The sequence below is a fragment of the Rhodovulum sp. MB263 genome, assembly GCF_002073975.1.
Taxonomy (GTDB): domain Bacteria; phylum Pseudomonadota; class Alphaproteobacteria; order Rhodobacterales; family Rhodobacteraceae; genus Rhodovulum.
This window is the reverse complement of sequence record NZ_CP020384.1, coordinates 2,161,577-2,177,974: the sequence shown is the minus strand read 5'-3', so window position 1 is coordinate 2,177,974 and position 16,398 is coordinate 2,161,577. Positions and strand designations below refer to the sequence as shown.

Sequence of the window (16,398 nt, the reverse complement as noted above, 5' to 3'; positions counted from 1 at the left end):
ACCTGAGCAGGGTGCTTAAACGGGTCTGAGCCGCCCGCCAAACCAAGGGGAGTCGCCCGTGGCCATGAAACGCTATTCCGCCTTCGCCATCGCCCGTGAGGCCGCCAGCTACCACGCGGGCTGGGAACGGGCCTGGACCTCGCCCGAGCCGAAGGCCCGCTATGACGTGATCGTGGTGGGCGCCGGCGGGCACGGGCTCGCCACCGCCTATTACCTGGGCAGGAACCACGGCGTGCGAAATGTCGCGGTGATCGAAAAGGGCTGGCTGGGCGGCGGCAATACCGGCCGCAACACCACCATCATCCGCTCGAATTACCTGCAGGACCCCTCGGCCGCGATCTTCGAGAAGGCGCGCGGGCTTTATGAGGGGCTCAGCCAGGATCTGAACTACAACGTCATGTTCAGCCCGCGCGGCGTCCTGATGCTGGCCCAGTCCGAGCACGAGGCCCGGGGCTGGAAGCGCACCGCGGCGGCCAATGTGCTGCAGGGCATCGCGACCGAATATGTCGATGCCAGGCGCGTGAAGGAGATCGTGCCGATCATCAATATCGACGGACCGCGCTATCCGGTGCTGGGCGGGCTCTGGCAGAAGCGCGGCGGCACCGCGCGCCACGATGCCGTCGCCTGGGGCTATGCGCGGGCCTGTTCGGCGATGGGGATGGATATCCTGCAACAATGCGAGGTGACGGCGATCCGGCAAAAGGCGGGCAAGGTCACGGGCGTCGCCACCACGAAGGGCGAGATCGGCTGCGGCAAGCTTGCGATCGTCGTGGCGGGGCATTCGGGGGTGCTGGCCGAGATGGCGGGCTTCCGGCTGCCGATCGAGTCGGTGGCGCTGCAGGCGCTGGTCTCGGAGCCGATCAAGCCGGTGATCGACACCGTCGTCATGGCCAATACCGTGCATGGCTACATGAGCCAGTCCGACAAGGGCGAACTGGTGATCGGGGGCGGCGCCGACGGGTTCAACAATTACACTCAGCGCGGCAGCTTCCAGCATGTCGAGGACACGATCCGCGCCCTGATCGAGACCTTCCCGATCATCTCGCGGCTGAAGATGCTGCGGCAATGGGGCGGCATCGTCGACATGACCGGCGACCGTTCGCCGATCCTCTCGACCACGCCCCTGGGCAACTGCTTCATCAATTGCGGCTGGGGCACGGGCGGGTTCAAGGCGATCCCCGGCTCGGGCTGGGCGATGGCCGAGCTGGTGGCGAAAGGCGCGCCGGGGCCGCTTTCGGCCGAATTCGGGCTCGACCGCTTCGCCAGGGGCCGTTTCGTCGATGAAAGCGTCGCCGCCGGGGTGGCGCATTGACTCCGGGTTCGCGCAGCGACGGCGCCGCGACCGCGACGGTGTCCGGCCGCAGCCGGGCCGCCGCAGGCCGCCCGGCGCCGCCTTTGCGCCCCGTCGGCGGGCGTGCGCGGGGCCTTTCGGACCTGAGCCGCGGTGTCGCAGAAAGGCGCTCCGGGCCTTTGGTCGTCTTGACCCGTGGCGTGGTTTGCATAAGTTGCGCCAAACGCAAATCGGAGAGCCGCGCATGTCTGACCATACCTCGAACGACGACGTCCTGGTGCCCGCATCCGCCGTCAAGTGGATCGCTCTGGTGGGCGGGGTTCTGTTCCCGCTGTTCCTCGCCGTCGTGGGCGCCCATGTCTACTATGCCGGAAGCGGCAGCCAGCACGCTCAGGTCTTCCCGCTTCCCGACGAATAAGCCGGGGGCCGTCCACCGCGCCCCCGTCCGTCATCTCATGAACCGGACCGAGGGGGCGCGATGCTTGTCCTGACTTGTCCCTGCTGCGGCGCGACCGCAGAGGAAACCGAACTTGCCCCGGGCGGCGAAGCGCATATCGCGCGCGTCGGCCCCGGTGCGGATGAGGCGGCCTTCGAGGCCTATCTGTTCCACCGCAGGAACCCCAGGGGCGTTCACTTCGAGCGCTGGCGCCATGCCCATGGCTGCGGCAAGTGGTTCCATGCCGCGCGCAACACGGTGACGCTGGAGGTCTACGGCACCTATCCCGCCCAGACCCCCGAACCGCCGCGCGAGCTTCTCGACAGGATTGCCGTCCGGGTGCCGGGCTTTGTCTGGGAGGGCCGGGCATGAGCTTTCGTCTTCCTTCGGGCGGCCGCCTGATCGACCGCCGTACGCGGCTTGGCTTCACCTTCGACGGGGCCGGGTGCGAGGGCTTTGCGGGCGATACGCTGGCCTCGGCGCTTCTGGCCAATGACAGGATGCTGGTCGGCCGGTCCTTCAAGTATCACCGCCCGCGCGGCATCGTCGCCTCGGGCGCCGAGGAGCCGAACGCCCTGGTGGGCCTGGGCAGCGGCGGCCGGTTCGAGCCGAACCAGCGCGCGACCACGACCGAGCTGTTCGACGGGCTCGAGGCCGAAAGCCAGAACCGCTTTCCCACGCTCGCCTTCGATATCGGCGCGATCAACAGCCGGCTTGCGCGCTTCCTGCCCGCGGGCTTCTACTACAAGACCTTCCTGAGGCCCGCGGCCTTCTGGGAACATGTCTACGAGCCGCTGATCCGCCGCTCGGCCGGGCTGGGCCGGGCGCCTTCCGAGCCCGATCCCGACAGCTACGAGCATTTCCACGTCCATACCGATGTGCTGATCGTGGGCGGCGGTGTCGCCGGGTTGCAGGCGGCGCTGGTCGCGGGACGGGCGCGCGCGCGGGTGCTGCTGGTCGAGCAGAGCCCGCATTGGGGCGGGCGCGCGGCCGTGGACGGGGTCGAGATCGAGGGCCATCCGGCCGAGAACTGGGTCTCCGACACCGTCGCGGCGCTTGAGCGGCTGCCCAATGTCACGCTCCGGCTGCGCTGTCAGGGCGCCGGGATCTACGATCACGGCTTCGCGCTGGCCCATGAGCGGCTGAGCGACCACGCCCCCGGCGGCGCAGGCCCGCGGCATCGGCTCTGGAAGATCCGCACCAGGCAGGTGATCGTTGCCGCAGGCGCCATCGAACGGCCTCTGGCCTTCCCCGGCAATGATCTGCCCGGGGTGATGCTGGCCTCGGCCATGCGCGACTATGTCGAGAACTGGGCGGTGGCGGCCGGACGGCGGACCGTGGTGCTGACCAATAATGACGATGCCTATCGCACCGCGCTGTGTCTGCTCGAGGCGGGGCTCGAGGTGCCCGCGATCCTCGACACCCGCGCCGAGGCGACGGGTCCGCTGCCCGAGATCGCCCGCAAGGCCGGGATCCAGTTGCGGACCGGCATGACCGTGGTCGATGTGGCTGGCGGCAAGCGGGTGCGCTCGGTCGGTATCGGCCCGGTCGATGGCAAGGGCTATCCGACCGACCGCATCGCCTGCGACGCGGTGGCGATGTCGGGCGGCTGGTCGCCTGCGGTGCATCTGTGGTCGCAGGCGGGGGGCAAGCTGTTCTGGGACCCCAAGCAGGCCAGTTTCCGCCCCGATGCGGACCGCGCGCCGAAATCCCATGACGGCAAGACCTTCGTTCATGCCGCGGGCACCGCCAATGGCGCGCTTCTGGCCAAGCGCTGTCAGCTTGACGCGGGCCGGGCCGGGGCGGCGGCGGCCTTGGCCGCAGGCTTCGACGCCGAGCCGGTCGACGCGGTCGCCACCGCCCCCGAGCAGCAGCCGGTCGAGCCCGCCTGGATGCTGCCGCGCCGGGCCGGGCCCGAGCTGCGGATGAAGATGTTCCTCGATTACCAGAACGACGTGAAGGTCTCGGATGTGCAATTGGCCGCGCACGAGGGCTATGAAAGCGTCGAGCATACCAAGCGCTATACCACGCTCGGGATGGCGACGGATCAGGGTAAAATGAGTAATGTCAACGGTCTGGCGGTTCTTGCTGAGGCATTGGGTGAGGATATACCGGCCGTCGGCACCACCACTTTCCGCCCGCCCTATACACCCCTGACCTTCGGCGCCATTGCCGGGCCCGGGATCGGCGCCACCTTCCAGCCCGAACGGCGCACGCCGCTGCAGGGCTGGCACGAGGAGAAGGGCGCGCATTTCGAACCTGTCGGCCTGTGGCGCCGCCCCTATTGCTACCCGGCGAAAGGTGAGAGCCATGACAAGGCGGTACGGCGCGAAATTCGCGCGGTGCGCGAGGCGGTGGGGCTGCTCGATGCCTCGACGCTGGGCAAGATCCTCGTCAAGGGCCCCGATGCCGGGCGCTTCCTCGACCGGGTCTACACGAACATGATGTCGAGCCTGAAGGTCGGGCGCTGCCGCTACGGGCTGATGTGCTCGGAAAACGGCTTTCTGATGGATGACGGCGTGGTGGTGCGGCTGTCCGAGGACAGCTTCCTCTGTCACACCACCTCGGGCGGGGCCGAGCATGTGCATCAGCACATGGAGGAATGGCTGCAGACCGAATGGTGGGACCTCAAGGTCCATGTGGTCAACCAGACCGAGCAATTCGCCCAGATCGGCATTGCCGGCCCGAAGGCGCGCGAGGTGCTGGAGCGTCTCGGCGGGATGGATCTGTCGAAGGAGGCGCTGCCCTTCATGGCCTGGGCCGAGGGCGAGCTTGGCGGTTTCCCGGTGCGGGTCTATCGGATTTCCTTCTCGGGCGAGCTGAGCTTCGAGGTCGCGATCCGGGCCGGGCAGGGGCGGGCCTTCTGGGATGCCTGTCTGAAGGCGGGGGCCGATCTGGGCATCGCGCCCTATGGCACCGAGGCGCTGCATGTGCTGCGGGCCGAGAAGGGCTTCATCATGATCGGCGACGAAAGCGACGGCACGGTCATTCCGCAGGATCTGGGGCTCGACTGGGCGGTGTCGAAGAAGAAGGACGACTTCATCGGCAAGCGCGCGCAGGAGCGCAGCCACATGACCGACCCCGAGCGCTGGAAGCTCGTGGGGCTCGAGACGCTTGACGACTCGGTCCTGCCCGACGGGGTCTATGCCGCGGCCTCCGGGCGCACGGCCAATGGCCAGCGCAACACCCAGGGCCGGGTCACGTCGAGCTATTATTCGCCGACCTTGAAGCGGGGCATTGCGCTGGGGCTGGTCCTGCACGGGCCCGAGCGCATGGACGAGGTGATCGACTTCACCTGCGCCGATGGCAGCACGGTCCGGGCGCGGATCGTCAGCCCGGTCTTCTACGACCCGGAAGGGGAGAAACAGAATGTCTGAACCCGTGACCGCACTGGGTGGCGCCTGCATCGAGGGGCTGGTCCGCATCGTCGAACAGCCGCTGCAGGGCATGATCGCGCTCAAGGGCGATCTGGCCGATGCCAAGATCCGCAATGCCGCGACCGGCGTCACCGGCATCGACCTGCCCGGACCGCTCGAGGGCCGTGTCGAGGGCGAGCGGGGGCTGGCCTGGATGGCGCCGGACGAGCTTTTGCTGTTCGTGCCCTATGCCGAGGTCGCGCGCACCATGGACACCATCGGCCGGGCGTTGAAGGGCCGTCACGCGACGCTGGCCGACATGTCGGATGCGCGCGCCGTCTTCCGGCTTGACGGCGCCGCCGGGCGCGAGGTTCTGGCCCGCCTCACCCCGGCCGACATGGCGCCCGAGGCCTTCGGGCCGGGCCGGTTCCGCCGCAGCCGTCTGGGCCAGGTGCCGGCCGCGATCTGGTGCGAAAGCCCCGATCGCTTCGGACTGATCTGTTTCCGTTCGGTGGCCGTATATGTTCGTGACCTTCTGACTGCGGCCGCGGCTGCGCCGCCTGTCGGGTATTTCCCGGCGGGGGGTTGACGTTCGCGCTTTGCGACCTCCATCTAGGGCCAAAGTGACGCAGTTTGTTAACCAAGAAGGAGGTCTTCAATGGCTTTCGAACTCCCGGCCCTTCCCTATGCTCACGACGCCCTTGCCGATAGCGGCATGTCGAAGGAAACGCTGGAATACCATCACGATATTCACCACAAGGCCTATGTCGATAACGGCAACAAGCTGATCGAGGGCACCGAATGGGCCTCGAAATCGGTCGAGGAGATCGTGAAGGGCACCTATCAGAGCGGCGCGGTCGCCCAGTCGGGGGTCTTCAACAACGCCTCGCAGCACTGGAACCACAGCCAGTTCTGGGAAATGATGACGCCGAAGCCGGTGGCGATGCCCTCCGAGCTTGAAGCCCGCATCAAGGATGCCTTCGGCACGGTCGAGAAGTTCAAGGAAGACTTCGCTGCCGCCGGTGCCGGCCAGTTCGGGTCCGGCTGGGCTTGGCTGGTGGTCGATACCGACGGCACGCTGAAGGTCACCAAGACCGAGAATGGCGTGAACCCGCTCTGCTTCGGCCAGACCGCGCTTCTGGGCTGCGACGTGTGGGAGCATTCCTACTATATCGACTTCCGCAACAAGCGCCCGGCCTACCTGACCAACTTCCTCGAAAAGCTGGTCAACTGGGAAAACGTGGCCGAGCGCCTGTCCAAGGCCTGATCGGCCCCGGGCCCTCGGGCCCGACCGCCATTGCCCCCGCCCGGCGCGCAGCCGCGGCGGGGGTTTTCGTTGCGGGAAAGGCGATGGCGGGGGCGTTCGGCGTCTGCTAGGAGGCGGGCATGGAAAATTTGCGCCCCTCGACACCCAAGGACATGCCCCGCGTCATCGACATCTGGCGCCGCGCCGTCGATGCCACCCATGAGTTCCTGACCACGGAGGACCGCGCCGCCATCGAGCGCGAGCTTGCCGTCTTCCTTCCGACGGTGCCGCTCTGTCTGGCGGTCGACGACGCGGATGTCCCGCAGGGCTTCATGCTTCTGCATGAGGGGCATATGGAGGCGCTTTTCGTCGATCCGGCCTGCCATGGCCGGGGCATCGGCTCGGCCCTGATCCGCTTTGCTCTGAAGGCGCATCCCGGGCTCACCACCGATGTGAACGAAGCCAACCGGCGCGCGCTGGCCTTCTACGAGGCGAGAGGGTTCGAGAAGACCGGCCGTTCGGCCCCGGACGGGCAGGGGCGGCCCTATCCGCTTCTTCATCTGCGACATCGAAGCGCCGCATCGGCCGCCTCGGACACCTGAAGCCAGAGATAGTGAAGGCTTGAGACAGAGAAGGCCGCCTCTGAGGGCGGCCTTCGCGTATTTCCGTTACCAGCGCTTCGGGGATCCGTGATCAAGGCCCCGCCCATCCCGTTCAAGGGGCGGCACGGGGCCTTGAAACCTCCTCCCCGGAGCTCGTCTTTCCTCAGGCCTTCGGCGCGCCCTCTGCGGGTTTGGCGGAGCCGGTCGCCGCCGCACCGCCCTGCTGCGGCCGTGCCTGCTGCGGTTGAGCGGCGGCCGGGGCCTGCTGGGCCCGCTTGCCGCTGTTCAGCGGATCGTCCTGGCGCTGCACCGAGCCTTCGAAATGCGCGCCGCTTTCGATCGCGATGGTCTTGTGGATGATGTCGCCCTCGACCCGGGCGGTCGAGGTCAGGCGCACCTTCAGCCCGCGCACCCGACCGATCACGCGGCCGTTGATCACGACGTCATCGGCCACCACCTCGCCACGGACGGTTGCATTCTCGCCCACGGTCAGCAGATGGGCCGAGATGTCGCCATCGATCGTGCCCTCGATCTGGATGTCTCCGGTGGTCTTGAGGTTGCCGGTGACGACGAGATCGGAAGACAGCATGGAGGCCGGCGGCTTGGCCCGCGGCGCAGAGGGGATGGGCGCGTCGCCGGACCGGGGGACCGAGGTCGTCTCGAATGCCTTTGCCTTCTCGGCCTCGCCGGCCTTGGGCCCGGGCTCGTTGATCCTGCTCTTAGAAAACATTTCTGGCTGCCTTGATATAGGTCATCGGGTTCACGGGTTTCCCGTCGACGCGCACCTCGTAATGCAGATGGGTGCCGGTCGACCGTCCGGAACTTCCCATATCACCGATCCGGTCCCCGCGCGAGACCCTTTGACCGGCCTGGACCCTGATCTTCGACATGTGACCGTAGCGGGTGACGATGCCGAATTCGTGCCGGATCTCGACCATGCGGCCATAGCCCGACACCCATTGCGCCTTGACCACGACACCATCCGCGGTGGAATAGATCGGCGTGCCATAGGCCGAGGCCATGTCGGTGCCCTCATGCATGCGACTGCCGCCGAGGGTGGGATGGGTGCGCCGGCCGAACGGGCTGGTCAGCCGGTAGCCCGATTTCAGGGGTTGCGCGAAAGGCAGCTTCTCGGCGGCAATGCGATACATGTTGATCTCGTCGAGCCGGCCCATGATCGCGCGGGCGCGGATCTCGTCGGGCGACAGCTCGGTGGCGTTGCCCTTGCTCGAGACCGACAGGGGCGTCAGCGGGCCGCCGATGCCGGAATAGCCCTGACGCACGCGGTTGAGGATGCTCTTGGTGTTCAGCCCGGCCGCCTTGAACATCTTGTCGAGCGGCGTCATCGAGACCGTCAGCGCCTCTTCGAGCGAGGTGAAGATCTGGTCGTTGCGCTCGGCATCGAGCTCGCGCTCATAGGCGATGGCCTGGACCATCTCATAGGCCGAGGCGGCGTCCTCGGCGACCTTGTCGCGTTCGGCCGAGGTCTGGTCGAGCGCGGCGGTGAGAAAGCCCAGCGTTTGCTGGATATCGGCCGGGCTCGGTCCGTCGGCGGGGGCGGTCTCGCCCGCCAGCTGTGCCGCAAGTTCGACGCTGCGGTTTTCAGCGGCATCGCGTTCGGTCAGGGTCCGGCGCAGCGTCGCCTGCAGGACCGTCATCCCGGTTTCAAGCTCGCGGCGCCGCTCTTCCGAGGCCAGCAGCGCGGACTGCATCTTCGAGACCTCGTCGAGCGCGAGGTTGAAGCGGTCCTGCGCCTGGCGGACGGCCTCGGCGCGGCGGTCGCGCTCGGCTGCGATGGCGTTCAGGCGGCTGTCGTAAAGCGCCTGCTCGCGGCGCGCCTGGTCGCGGATGTTTCCCGAACCGACCTGGTCGATCAGAAGGATCGAGCTAGCTACCATTGTCCAGGCGACAAGCGCCGTGGTGCCCGACAGCGCCGCGGCCTGGGTCAGCGGAGAAAGCCGGACGAAGCGCGTGCTTTGGTCCGACCGCAGGAAGAGTCTTTTTTCAGGAAGGTAGCGCCCGAGCGCCACATCGATGCGGTGAAGGAAACGCGCCGTCAATGTCTGCCTCATCTGCCCGTTTTGGGTCCGGTTCAGACGCTCCGCAGAGGGGACGCCTCGGCCCGTTCCTACCCAGAGCCCCGCTCTGCCGCAAGGATTTTAAGACTTTTTCAGTGTTTTGGGCGAAAAGCAGGCGTCAATCGGCGAAATTTCGCCGATTGACGCAAGCAAATTGCATCTATGGCATCTCTGCCACAGGGCCGTTTCCGGGCGAACGATCCGGGAACGCGACCGGCCCGGTGGGGCCGGAATTTGCCCGCTCCGGACCTGTTTTGACGGCCCCGTTCGGAGGGCCCTGTTCAGCCGGGCCTGCTCAGAGGGCGCGGACCGCCTCGAGGACCTCCTCGGCATGGCCCGGCACCTTCACCTTGCGCCAGATCCGCGCGATCCGGCCGGTGCCGTCGATCAGGACCGTGGCGCGTTCGATCCCCATGTAGCGCTTGCCGTACATGGATTTCTCGACCCAGACGCCGTAGCGCTCGCAGACATCGCCCTCGGCGTCCGACAGGAGCGGCACGCTCAGCTCGTGCTTGCTGCGGAACTTGCCGTGCTTGGCGAGGCTGTCCTTCGAAATGCCGAAGACGCGCGCCCCTGCGGCCTCGAACTCGGCCAGCAATCCCGAGAAGGCGATGGCTTCCTTCGTGCAGCCCGACGTGTCATCCTTCGGGTAGAAATAAAGAACGACCGGTGCCGGGCGCTGCGCCGAAAGCGTGACGGGGTCGCCCTCGTCCCGGGGCAGGGTGAAATCGGGGGCGGTCTGGCCGGTCTCTGTCATGGTGTCGGGCATGGTCGGGTCTTTCCTCCTTGGTCGACGGCTTTTGACGGGTTGGCAGAACCGCGCCATGGGTCCATAGGTGCAATGCGACGGGGCAGAGAATAGGCCCCGCGCAGGGGCAGGCAAGACGGGAGCGGACCGGCCGCGAGAGGCGGCCTCGGGTCCGGAGGCATGAGCGAGAGAGAGTCACCTTCCGATCGATCCGGACGGCCCCCGCATCAGCGCCTCGGGATCGGCCTGCTGCTCGGCCTGGCCATGATGGTCGGGGCGCTTGGGCTTGTCGGGCTGGTCCTGACCGAACGCATGGTGACCTTGCCGGGCTGGGCCGTCGCGCGGGTCGAGGCCCGGGTCAATGCCGAGATTTCGCCGCTGATGCTGAGGCTCGACAGCGTGGGCCTGCGGCTGTCGCGCAGCGAGGCGCCGCTGGTGCGGCTGGGCGGCGTGACGCTGACCGACGCGGCCGGGCGCGAGGTCCTGCGCCTGCCGCGGGCCGAGGCGCAGCTCGATGCGCGCGCGCTTCTGGGGCGGCGGCTCGAGGTCGATCATCTGGCGCTGACCGGCGCCGAGGTCACGCTGCGCCGCGGTGCCGACGGCCGGATCGACCTTGCCCTCGGCGGCACCGGCGCGCCGCTCGGGGTCGGCGGCAGCCTGGCCGAGATCCTGGACCAGATCGACCGCAGCTTCGACGCGCCCGCGCTGGCGCCGCTGCGCGCGGTCAGTGTCGAGGGGCTGGCGCTGACCTATATCGACGCCCGGGCGGACCGGACCTGGCGGGTCGAGAACGGGCTGATGACGCTTGACCAGACGCCCGAGACGGTGGTGGCGCAGGCCTTCTTCTCGCTGCGCGGCGCGGCCCCGGTCGCCTCGGAATTCGCCTTCGGCTTCACCTCGTTCCGGGGCAGCCCGGCGGCGCGGCTTTCGGCGGGGTTCTCGGATGTGCCCTCGGCCGATATTGCCACCCAGTCGCCCGCGCTGGCGCCGCTGGCGCTGATCGAGGCACCGATCTCGGGTGCGATGCGCAGCGAGATCGACGAAAGCGGCCGGATCGGCGATCTGACCGCGACGCTCGAGATCGGGCAGGGCGCGCTGACCCCGCCGGGCGGGGCCGCGCCGATCCGCTTCGACTCTGCCCAGAGCCAGTTCACCTATGACGCCGGCGCGGGCCGGATCGAGCTGTCGCGGATCTCGCTCGATACGGCCGCGCTGCGGCTGACGGGCAAGGGCCATGCCGATCTGGTCGCCACCGGCGGCGGCTGGCCCGAGGCGCTTGTCGCGCAGCTGCGCTTCGGCGAGGTCGGGCTCGATCCAGACGGCCTGTTCGAAAGCCCGGCCTCGTTCGCCGGCGGGGCGCTCGACCTCCGGGTCGCGTTCGATCCCTTCGAGGCGCAGATCGGGCAACTGGTGCTGAGCGGCGACGAGGGCAGCTATCGCGCCTCGGGCCGGGTACGGGCGCTGCCCGAGGGCTGGGATCTGACCATGAGCGCCGATCTCGACAGGATCGACCACCGGCGCCTGCTGGCGCTCTGGCCGGTGAACCTGGCGCAGGGTGCCCGCAGCTGGCTGGCCGAAAACCTGCAGGGGGGCAGTCTCTACGACGCCCATCTCGGGCTTCGGCGCCCGCCCGGCGGCCCGGTCCGGCTGGCGCTCGGCGCGCGCATCCGCGATGCCATCGTCCGTTTCCTGCCGGAATTTCCGCCGCTTCGCGATGGCCGGGGCTATCTGGCGATCGAGGATCGCAGCCTGACGGTGTCGGTCGAGGGCGGCAGCGTCGAGGCGCCCGAGGGAGGGGCGGTGGCCGTGGCGGGCTCGACGATGCAAATTCCCGACCTCGCGGCCGATCCGGTGCCGGCGGTCTTTGAACTGAAGACCGAGGGGGCGGTCCCGGCGGCCTTGTCGCTGATCGATCTGCCGCCCCTGACCCTCGCGCGCCGGGCCGAGCTGCCCACGGATACGGCCGAGGGCCGGGCGCGGCTGTCGGTCGGCTTGCGGCTGCCGCTGATCCGCGATCTGCCGCTCGAGGCTGTGGGCTACAGGGTCGAGGGCGTGCTGGAGGATGTCGTCTCCGACAGTCTTGTGCCCGGCCGTCGCCTGAGCGCCACGCGTCTCGATCTGCGCGCCGACGAGGACGAGGTGTCGGTCTCGGGCACGGCGGCGCTTGACGGGGTGCCGCTCCGCGCGCGCTGGAGCCGTGCCGTGACCGGCAGCGGGATCTCGACGGTCTCGGGCACGGTCGAGCTGTCGCCGCGCATCAACACGACCTTCGGGCTGGGGCTGCCCGCGAACAGCCTCACCGGGGCGGCGCGCGGCGCCTTCGAGCTGACCTTGCCGCCCGATGCGCCGCCCGCGCTTCGTCTCAGCTCGGATCTGACCGGGCTCGGGCTCCGGCTCGACGAGATCGGCTGGTCGAAACCGGAGGCCCGCGCCGGGCGGCTCGAGCTCGAGGCCCGTCTGGGCAGCCCGCCTGCGGTCGAGCGCCTGTCCCTCGAAGCGCCGGGATTGTCGGCCGAGGGGCAGGTTTCGCTCAGGCCGGATGGCGGGCTCGATACGGCGCGGTTCTCGCATGTCCGGCTGGGCGGCTGGCTTGACGCGGCGGTGACGCTGACCGGGCAGGGGGAGGGCCGGGCGCCCTCGCTGACCATCACCGGCGGCAGCGCCGATCTCGCGGCGATGCCGCCGCGGTTCGGGACGGGAGGCGGCGGGGCCGTGGCGGTCGCGCTCGACCGGGTGCGGGTCGGCGACGGCCTGCAGCTGACCCGGGTGCGAGGACGGCTGAACGGTGCCTCGGGCGGGTTCGAGGCGCGGGTGGCGGGCCAGGCGCCGATCTCGGTATCGCTGATGCCGGCCCAGTCGGGAATGGCAGTGCGGGTGCGCTCGGCGGACGCGGGCGCGGTGCTGGGGGCTGCGGGGATCTACGGCCGGGCCAGTGGCGGCACGCTCGATCTGGTGCTGAACCCGACCGGCAAGGCCGGGCATTACGACGGGACCGCCCGGATCGCCAATCTTCGGGTCGGCGGCACGCCGGCCACGGTCGAGTTGCTCAGCGCGATTTCGGTGATCGGCCTGCTCGACTTGCTCGACGGCGAGGGGCTGTCCTTCACCAATGTCGAGACGCAGTTCCGGCTGGTTCCCGGCGCGGTCGAGATCCGCGAGGGAAGCGCGATCGGGCCCTCGCTGGGGGTGTCGCTGCAGGGGGTCTACCTGACCGGCTCGAAGCAGATGAATTTCCGGGGCGTGCTGTCGCCGGTCTACATGTTCAACGGCATCGGCTCGGTGCTGACCCGGAAGGGCGAGGGGGTTCTGGGGTTCGATTTCACGCTGAAAGGGACTCCGGCCGCTCTCGAGGTCGGGGTCAATCCATTGTCGATCCTGACGCCAGGAATGTTCCGAGAGCTCTTCCGCAGCCCCGCGCCGCGGCTTAAGGAGGCGCCATGAAACTCTCCGATTTCGATTTCGATCTGCCCGAGGCGCTGATCGCCACCCGGCCCGTGCGCCCGCGCTCGGCGGCCCGGCTGCTGGTGGCCGAGGGCGACGCGATCCGCGATCGGCATGTGCGCGACCTTGCCGATCTGCTGGGGCCCGGCGACCGGCTGGTGCTGAATGACACCAGGGTGATCCCGGCGCGGCTGTCTGGGTTGCGGCGGCGCGAGACGGGCCAGGGGCCGGCCGAGGCCCGGGTCGAGGTCACGCTGATGGAGCCCGTCGCGGGCGGGGCGTGGCGGGCGATGGCGCGGCCCCTCAAGAAGCTGAGGCCCGGCGACCGGATCCGGTTTTCGGACGCACTCTCGGCCGGGGTCGTGGCGCGCGGGGCCGAGGATGCGACGCTGGCCTTCGACTGTGCGGGCGCGACCTTCGATGCGGCCCTGGCCGAGGCCGGGGCGATGCCGCTGCCGCCCTATATCGCGGCCCGCCGTCCGGCCGATGCGCAGGACCGCGAGGACTACCAGACGGTCTGGGCCGCCCGTCCCGGCGCGGTCGCGGCGCCCACGGCCTCGCTTCATTTCGACGAGCCCCTGCTGGCGGCGCTGGCGGCGAAGGGCGTGGCCTTCACCCATGTGACGCTGCATGTCGGCGCGGGCACCTTCCTGCCGGTCAAGACCGACGATGTGTCCGAGCACCGGATGCATGCCGAATGGGGCGAGGTTTCCGAGACCGCCGCCGCCGAGATCAACGCGACCCGCGATGCCGGCGGACGGATCATTCCGGTCGGAACCACGGCGCTGCGCCTGATCGAGAGCGCGGCCGTGGCGGAGGACCGGATCGCGCCCTGGCGGGGCGAGACCGACATCTTCATCAGGCCCGGTTTCCGGTTCCGGCTGACCGATGCGCTCATCACCAATTTCCATCTGCCGCGTTCGACCCTGCTGATGCTGGTCTCGGCGCTGATGGGCAATGCGCGTATTCGGAAAATTTACCTTCATGCTGTTGAACATGGGTATCGTTTCTTCTCCTATGGCGACGCGTCGCTTCTGATTCCGCCGGGTCGGGACCTGCGGGACAGCGGTCGCCCGAAAGCCCCCCCATCCGGCCCGGCCGCGTAAGATCGCAAGACTGCGAAAGGACTTCTCCCGTGTTCAAGGTGTTGGCAAGCTCCTGGGCCCTGCTTCTGGGTATTCTTCTGCTCATGGTCGGCAATGGGATCCAGGGCACGCTCCTGGGGATCCGTGGCGGGATCGAGGGGTTCTCGACCTACGAGATGTCGATGGTGATGTCGGCCTATTTCCTGGGTTTCCTCGGGGGCTCGCGGCTCGCGCCCGAGATGATCCGCCGGGTCGGGCATATCCGTGTCTTCGCCGCGCTCGGCTCCTTCATCTCGGCGGTGCTGATCCTTTACCCCGCCTGGACCGACCCGCTGGCCTGGACGATCGGGCGGGTGCTGATCGGTTTCTGCTTCTCGGGCGTCTATGTCACCGCCGAAAGCTGGCTGAACAACTCCGCCTCGAACGAGACCCGGGGGCAGGCGCTGTCGCTTTACATGATCACCCAGATGGCGGGGATCGTCGCGGCGCAGGGGCTTTTGCTGACCGCCGATCCGGGCGGCTTCATCCTGTTCATCATCCCCTCGGTGCTGGTGTCGATCTCGTTTGCGCCGATCCTTCTGTCGGTCAGCCCGACGCCGCCCTTCGAGACGACGAAGCCGATGAAGCTGCGCGACCTGATCCGGACCTCGCCCACCGGCACGGTCGGCGTCTTCCTGATCGGGGGGGTGTTCTCGGCACTGTTCGGGATGGCCTCGGTCTTCGGCTCGGAGGCGGGGTTGTCGGTCGCCCAGATCTCGGCCTTCGTCGCCACGATCTATCTGGGCGGCCTGCTGTTCCAGTACCCGATCGGCTGGCTCTCTGACCGGATCGACCGGCGCACCCTGATCCTGGCCGCCGCCGCCATCGGCGCGGCCGCGGCGGGCGCCGCGATCGTGGTGGGAACGAATTATGGCGCGCTCCTGACCGCGGCCTTCGTCATCGGGGGCATGTCGAACCCGCTTTACTCGCTGCTGATCGCCTATACCAACGACTATCTCCAGCCCGAGGACATGGCTGCGGCCTCGGGCGGGATGCTGTTTCTCAACGGGGTCGGCGCGATCCTCGGGCCGCTGGTGACGGGCTGGGCCATGGGCGTGATCGGGCCGGGCGGGTTCTTTCTCTTCATCGCTGTCCTGATGGCCTCGCTGGCGGTCTTCACCGCCTTCCGGATGACCCAGCGCGCGCCGGTTCCGGTCGACGAGACCGGCAGCTATGCGCCGGTGCTGCCTTCGGCCACGCCGGTTGCGGTCGAGCTGGCCCAGGAGGTTGCCATCGAGGCCGCGCAGGACGATCAGGGCGCGGGGCCGCCCGGCCCGGCCTAAAGGCCGGGATGAACCGCTGGACGGCTTGAACCCCCCGGGTAAATCTGAAACCATCCGCGCCAGCACGAACAGGCAGCCTACGGTCGAGGAGGATCAGATGCCGCGACGCGAACAGATCATCAGCTTCTGGATGGAAGAGGTCGGCCCGGCGGGCTGGTACAAGGCCGACCCCGAGGTCGATGCCGCCATCGTCGCGCAGTTCAAGGGCGACTGGGAAGCGGCCCATTCCGGCGAGCTGCACGAATGGGTGACCAACCCCGCGGGGGCCTTCGCCTTCCTGATCCTGACCGACCAGTTTCCGCGCAACATGTTCCGTGGCGACTGGCGCGCCTTTGCCACCGACGCGCTGGCCCGTGCTGCCGCCAAACAGGCGATCGAGCATAATTTCGACATGCGCTACCCCGAGCCTGAGCGTCAGTTCTTCTACATGCCGCTGATGCATTCGGAATGCCTGATGGACCAGGATCGCTGCGTCCGTCTGATGCTGACCCGCATGCCCGAGACCGGGGCCGACAACCTTCTGCACGCCAAGGCCCATCGCGAGCTTATCCGCCGCTTCGGCCGCTTCCCGTTCCGCAATGCCGCCCTGCATCGCGGCTCTTCCGAGGAAGAAATCGCCTTTCTCGAAAGCGGCGGCTACGCTGCCTGCGTCGAAGAATTGCGTGCCTCTGCCTGAGACCGGCCCCGAGAGCCGGATCTGACATCGTCCCCGCGCCGCTTCGGGTTGCGGGGAATTCGGGCGTCGCAGCCGGGAAACTGCGCATGCCTTCGGAACATCAAGGGAACCTAGAAA

14 protein-coding genes are annotated in these 16,398 nt (G+C 68.4%); 11 read left to right on the top strand and 3 right to left on the bottom strand.

The genetic code is table 11. The annotated features are described in order from the left end of the window. The first annotated feature begins 64 nt into the window (after positions 1-64). The 7 genes from B5V46_RS10120 (at position 65) to B5V46_RS10095 (ending at position 6,931) form a co-directional block, all read left to right on the top strand. Positions 65-1,312, top strand: coding sequence for a sarcosine oxidase subunit beta family protein (locus tag B5V46_RS10120; RefSeq protein ID WP_080616492.1), 1,248 nt, complete (start codon positions 65-67; stop codon positions 1,310-1,312). Positions 1,313-1,535: 223 nt separating this feature from the next. Next, positions 1,536-1,709 carry a hypothetical protein gene (locus B5V46_RS19765; protein ID WP_155774014.1) on the top strand — a complete coding sequence of 58 codons (174 nt, stop codon included), beginning with the start codon at positions 1,536-1,538 and terminating at the stop codon, positions 1,707-1,709. Between the two features lie 60 nt (positions 1,710-1,769). Further along, positions 1,770-2,099, top strand: coding sequence for a sarcosine oxidase subunit delta (locus B5V46_RS10115; RefSeq protein WP_080616491.1), 330 nt, complete (start codon positions 1,770-1,772; stop codon positions 2,097-2,099). Next, positions 2,096-5,104: a sarcosine oxidase subunit alpha family protein gene (locus B5V46_RS10110; protein WP_080616490.1), complete on the top strand. Its 3,009-nt coding sequence runs from the start codon at positions 2,096-2,098 to the stop codon at positions 5,102-5,104. Before B5V46_RS10115 ends, B5V46_RS10110 begins: the two co-directional genes overlap by 4 nt. Then, positions 5,097-5,672, top strand: a complete 576-nt coding sequence (locus B5V46_RS10105) for a sarcosine oxidase subunit gamma (RefSeq protein WP_080616489.1) — start codon at positions 5,097-5,099, stop codon at positions 5,670-5,672. Before B5V46_RS10110 ends, B5V46_RS10105 begins: the two co-directional genes overlap by 8 nt. 69 nt (positions 5,673-5,741) lie before the next feature. Then, a complete protein-coding gene (locus tag B5V46_RS10100) occupies positions 5,742-6,350 on the top strand; it encodes a superoxide dismutase (RefSeq protein WP_080616488.1) in 609 nt (202 codons plus the stop codon). 119 nt (positions 6,351-6,469) lie between these two features. After that, a complete protein-coding gene (locus B5V46_RS10095; RefSeq protein WP_080616487.1) occupies positions 6,470-6,931 on the top strand; it encodes an acetyltransferase in 462 nt (153 codons plus the stop codon). 163 nt (positions 6,932-7,094) lie between these two features. Here the strand turns inward: B5V46_RS10095 and B5V46_RS10090 are convergent, their stop codons facing one another. The 3 genes from B5V46_RS10090 to B5V46_RS10080 form a co-directional block, all read right to left on the bottom strand. Further along, the gene (locus tag B5V46_RS10090; RefSeq protein ID WP_080616486.1) at positions 7,095-7,661 is read right to left on the bottom strand and encodes a polymer-forming cytoskeletal protein; all 567 of its coding nucleotides are present in this window, start codon (positions 7,659-7,661) and stop codon (positions 7,095-7,097) included. Beyond that, positions 7,651-8,991, bottom strand: coding sequence for a DUF5930 domain-containing protein (locus B5V46_RS10085; protein ID WP_369822775.1), 1,341 nt, complete (start codon positions 8,989-8,991; stop codon positions 7,651-7,653). The genes B5V46_RS10090 and B5V46_RS10085 overlap by 11 nt, the downstream gene beginning before the upstream one ends. Before the next feature lie 313 nt (positions 8,992-9,304). After that, positions 9,305-9,766, bottom strand: coding sequence for a peroxiredoxin (locus tag B5V46_RS10080; RefSeq protein ID WP_080618013.1), 462 nt, complete (start codon positions 9,764-9,766; stop codon positions 9,305-9,307). A 171-nt stretch (positions 9,767-9,937) separates the two neighbouring features. Here B5V46_RS10080 and B5V46_RS10075 point away from each other — a divergent pair, with 171 nt between their 5' ends. The 4 genes from B5V46_RS10075 (at position 9,938) to B5V46_RS10060 (ending at position 16,281) form a co-directional block, all read left to right on the top strand. Then, positions 9,938-13,198, top strand: coding sequence for a DUF3971 domain-containing protein (locus tag B5V46_RS10075; protein ID WP_155774013.1), 3,261 nt, complete (start codon positions 9,938-9,940; stop codon positions 13,196-13,198). Beyond that, positions 13,195-14,304 carry a tRNA preQ1(34) S-adenosylmethionine ribosyltransferase-isomerase QueA gene (gene queA, locus B5V46_RS10070; RefSeq protein WP_080616483.1) on the top strand — a complete coding sequence of 370 codons (1,110 nt, stop codon included), beginning with the start codon at positions 13,195-13,197 and terminating at the stop codon, positions 14,302-14,304. Before B5V46_RS10075 ends, queA begins: the two co-directional genes overlap by 4 nt. 29 nt (positions 14,305-14,333) lie before the next feature. Beyond that, positions 14,334-15,605, top strand: a complete 1,272-nt coding sequence (locus tag B5V46_RS10065) for an MFS transporter (RefSeq protein WP_080616482.1) — start codon at positions 14,334-14,336, stop codon at positions 15,603-15,605. A gap of 97 nt (positions 15,606-15,702) precedes the next feature. Beyond that, on the top strand, positions 15,703-16,281 hold the full coding sequence (locus B5V46_RS10060) for a DUF924 family protein (protein ID WP_080616481.1): 579 nt from the start codon (positions 15,703-15,705) through the stop codon (positions 16,279-16,281). Positions 16,282-16,398 lie beyond the last annotated feature (117 nt).

Excerpts from the sequence above, each read along its gene's own strand:
- queA (WP_080616483.1), top strand. The coding sequence starts at position 13,195 with ATGAAACTCTCCGATTTCGATTTCGATCTGCCCGAGGCGCTGATCGCC.
- B5V46_RS10110 (WP_080616490.1), top strand. The coding sequence starts at position 2,096 with ATGAGCTTTCGTCTTCCTTCGGGCGGCCGCCTGATCGACCGCCGTACG.
- B5V46_RS10075 (WP_155774013.1), top strand. The coding sequence starts at position 9,938 with ATGAGCGAGAGAGAGTCACCTTCCGATCGATCCGGACGGCCCCCGCAT.
- B5V46_RS10095 (WP_080616487.1), top strand. The coding sequence starts at position 6,470 with ATGGAAAATTTGCGCCCCTCGACACCCAAGGACATGCCCCGCGTCATC.
- B5V46_RS10100 (WP_080616488.1), top strand. The coding sequence starts at position 5,742 with ATGGCTTTCGAACTCCCGGCCCTTCCCTATGCTCACGACGCCCTTGCC.
- B5V46_RS10060 (WP_080616481.1), top strand. The coding sequence starts at position 15,703 with ATGCCGCGACGCGAACAGATCATCAGCTTCTGGATGGAAGAGGTCGGC.
- B5V46_RS10105 (WP_080616489.1), top strand. The coding sequence starts at position 5,097 with ATGTCTGAACCCGTGACCGCACTGGGTGGCGCCTGCATCGAGGGGCTG.
- B5V46_RS10115 (WP_080616491.1), top strand. The coding sequence starts at position 1,770 with ATGCTTGTCCTGACTTGTCCCTGCTGCGGCGCGACCGCAGAGGAAACC.
- B5V46_RS10090 (WP_080616486.1), bottom strand. The coding sequence starts at position 7,661 with ATGTTTTCTAAGAGCAGGATCAACGAGCCCGGGCCCAAGGCCGGCGAG.
- B5V46_RS10120 (WP_080616492.1), top strand. The coding sequence starts at position 65 with ATGAAACGCTATTCCGCCTTCGCCATCGCCCGTGAGGCCGCCAGCTAC.
- B5V46_RS19765 (WP_155774014.1), top strand. The coding sequence starts at position 1,536 with ATGTCTGACCATACCTCGAACGACGACGTCCTGGTGCCCGCATCCGCC.
- B5V46_RS10080 (WP_080618013.1), bottom strand. The coding sequence starts at position 9,766 with ATGACAGAGACCGGCCAGACCGCCCCCGATTTCACCCTGCCCCGGGAC.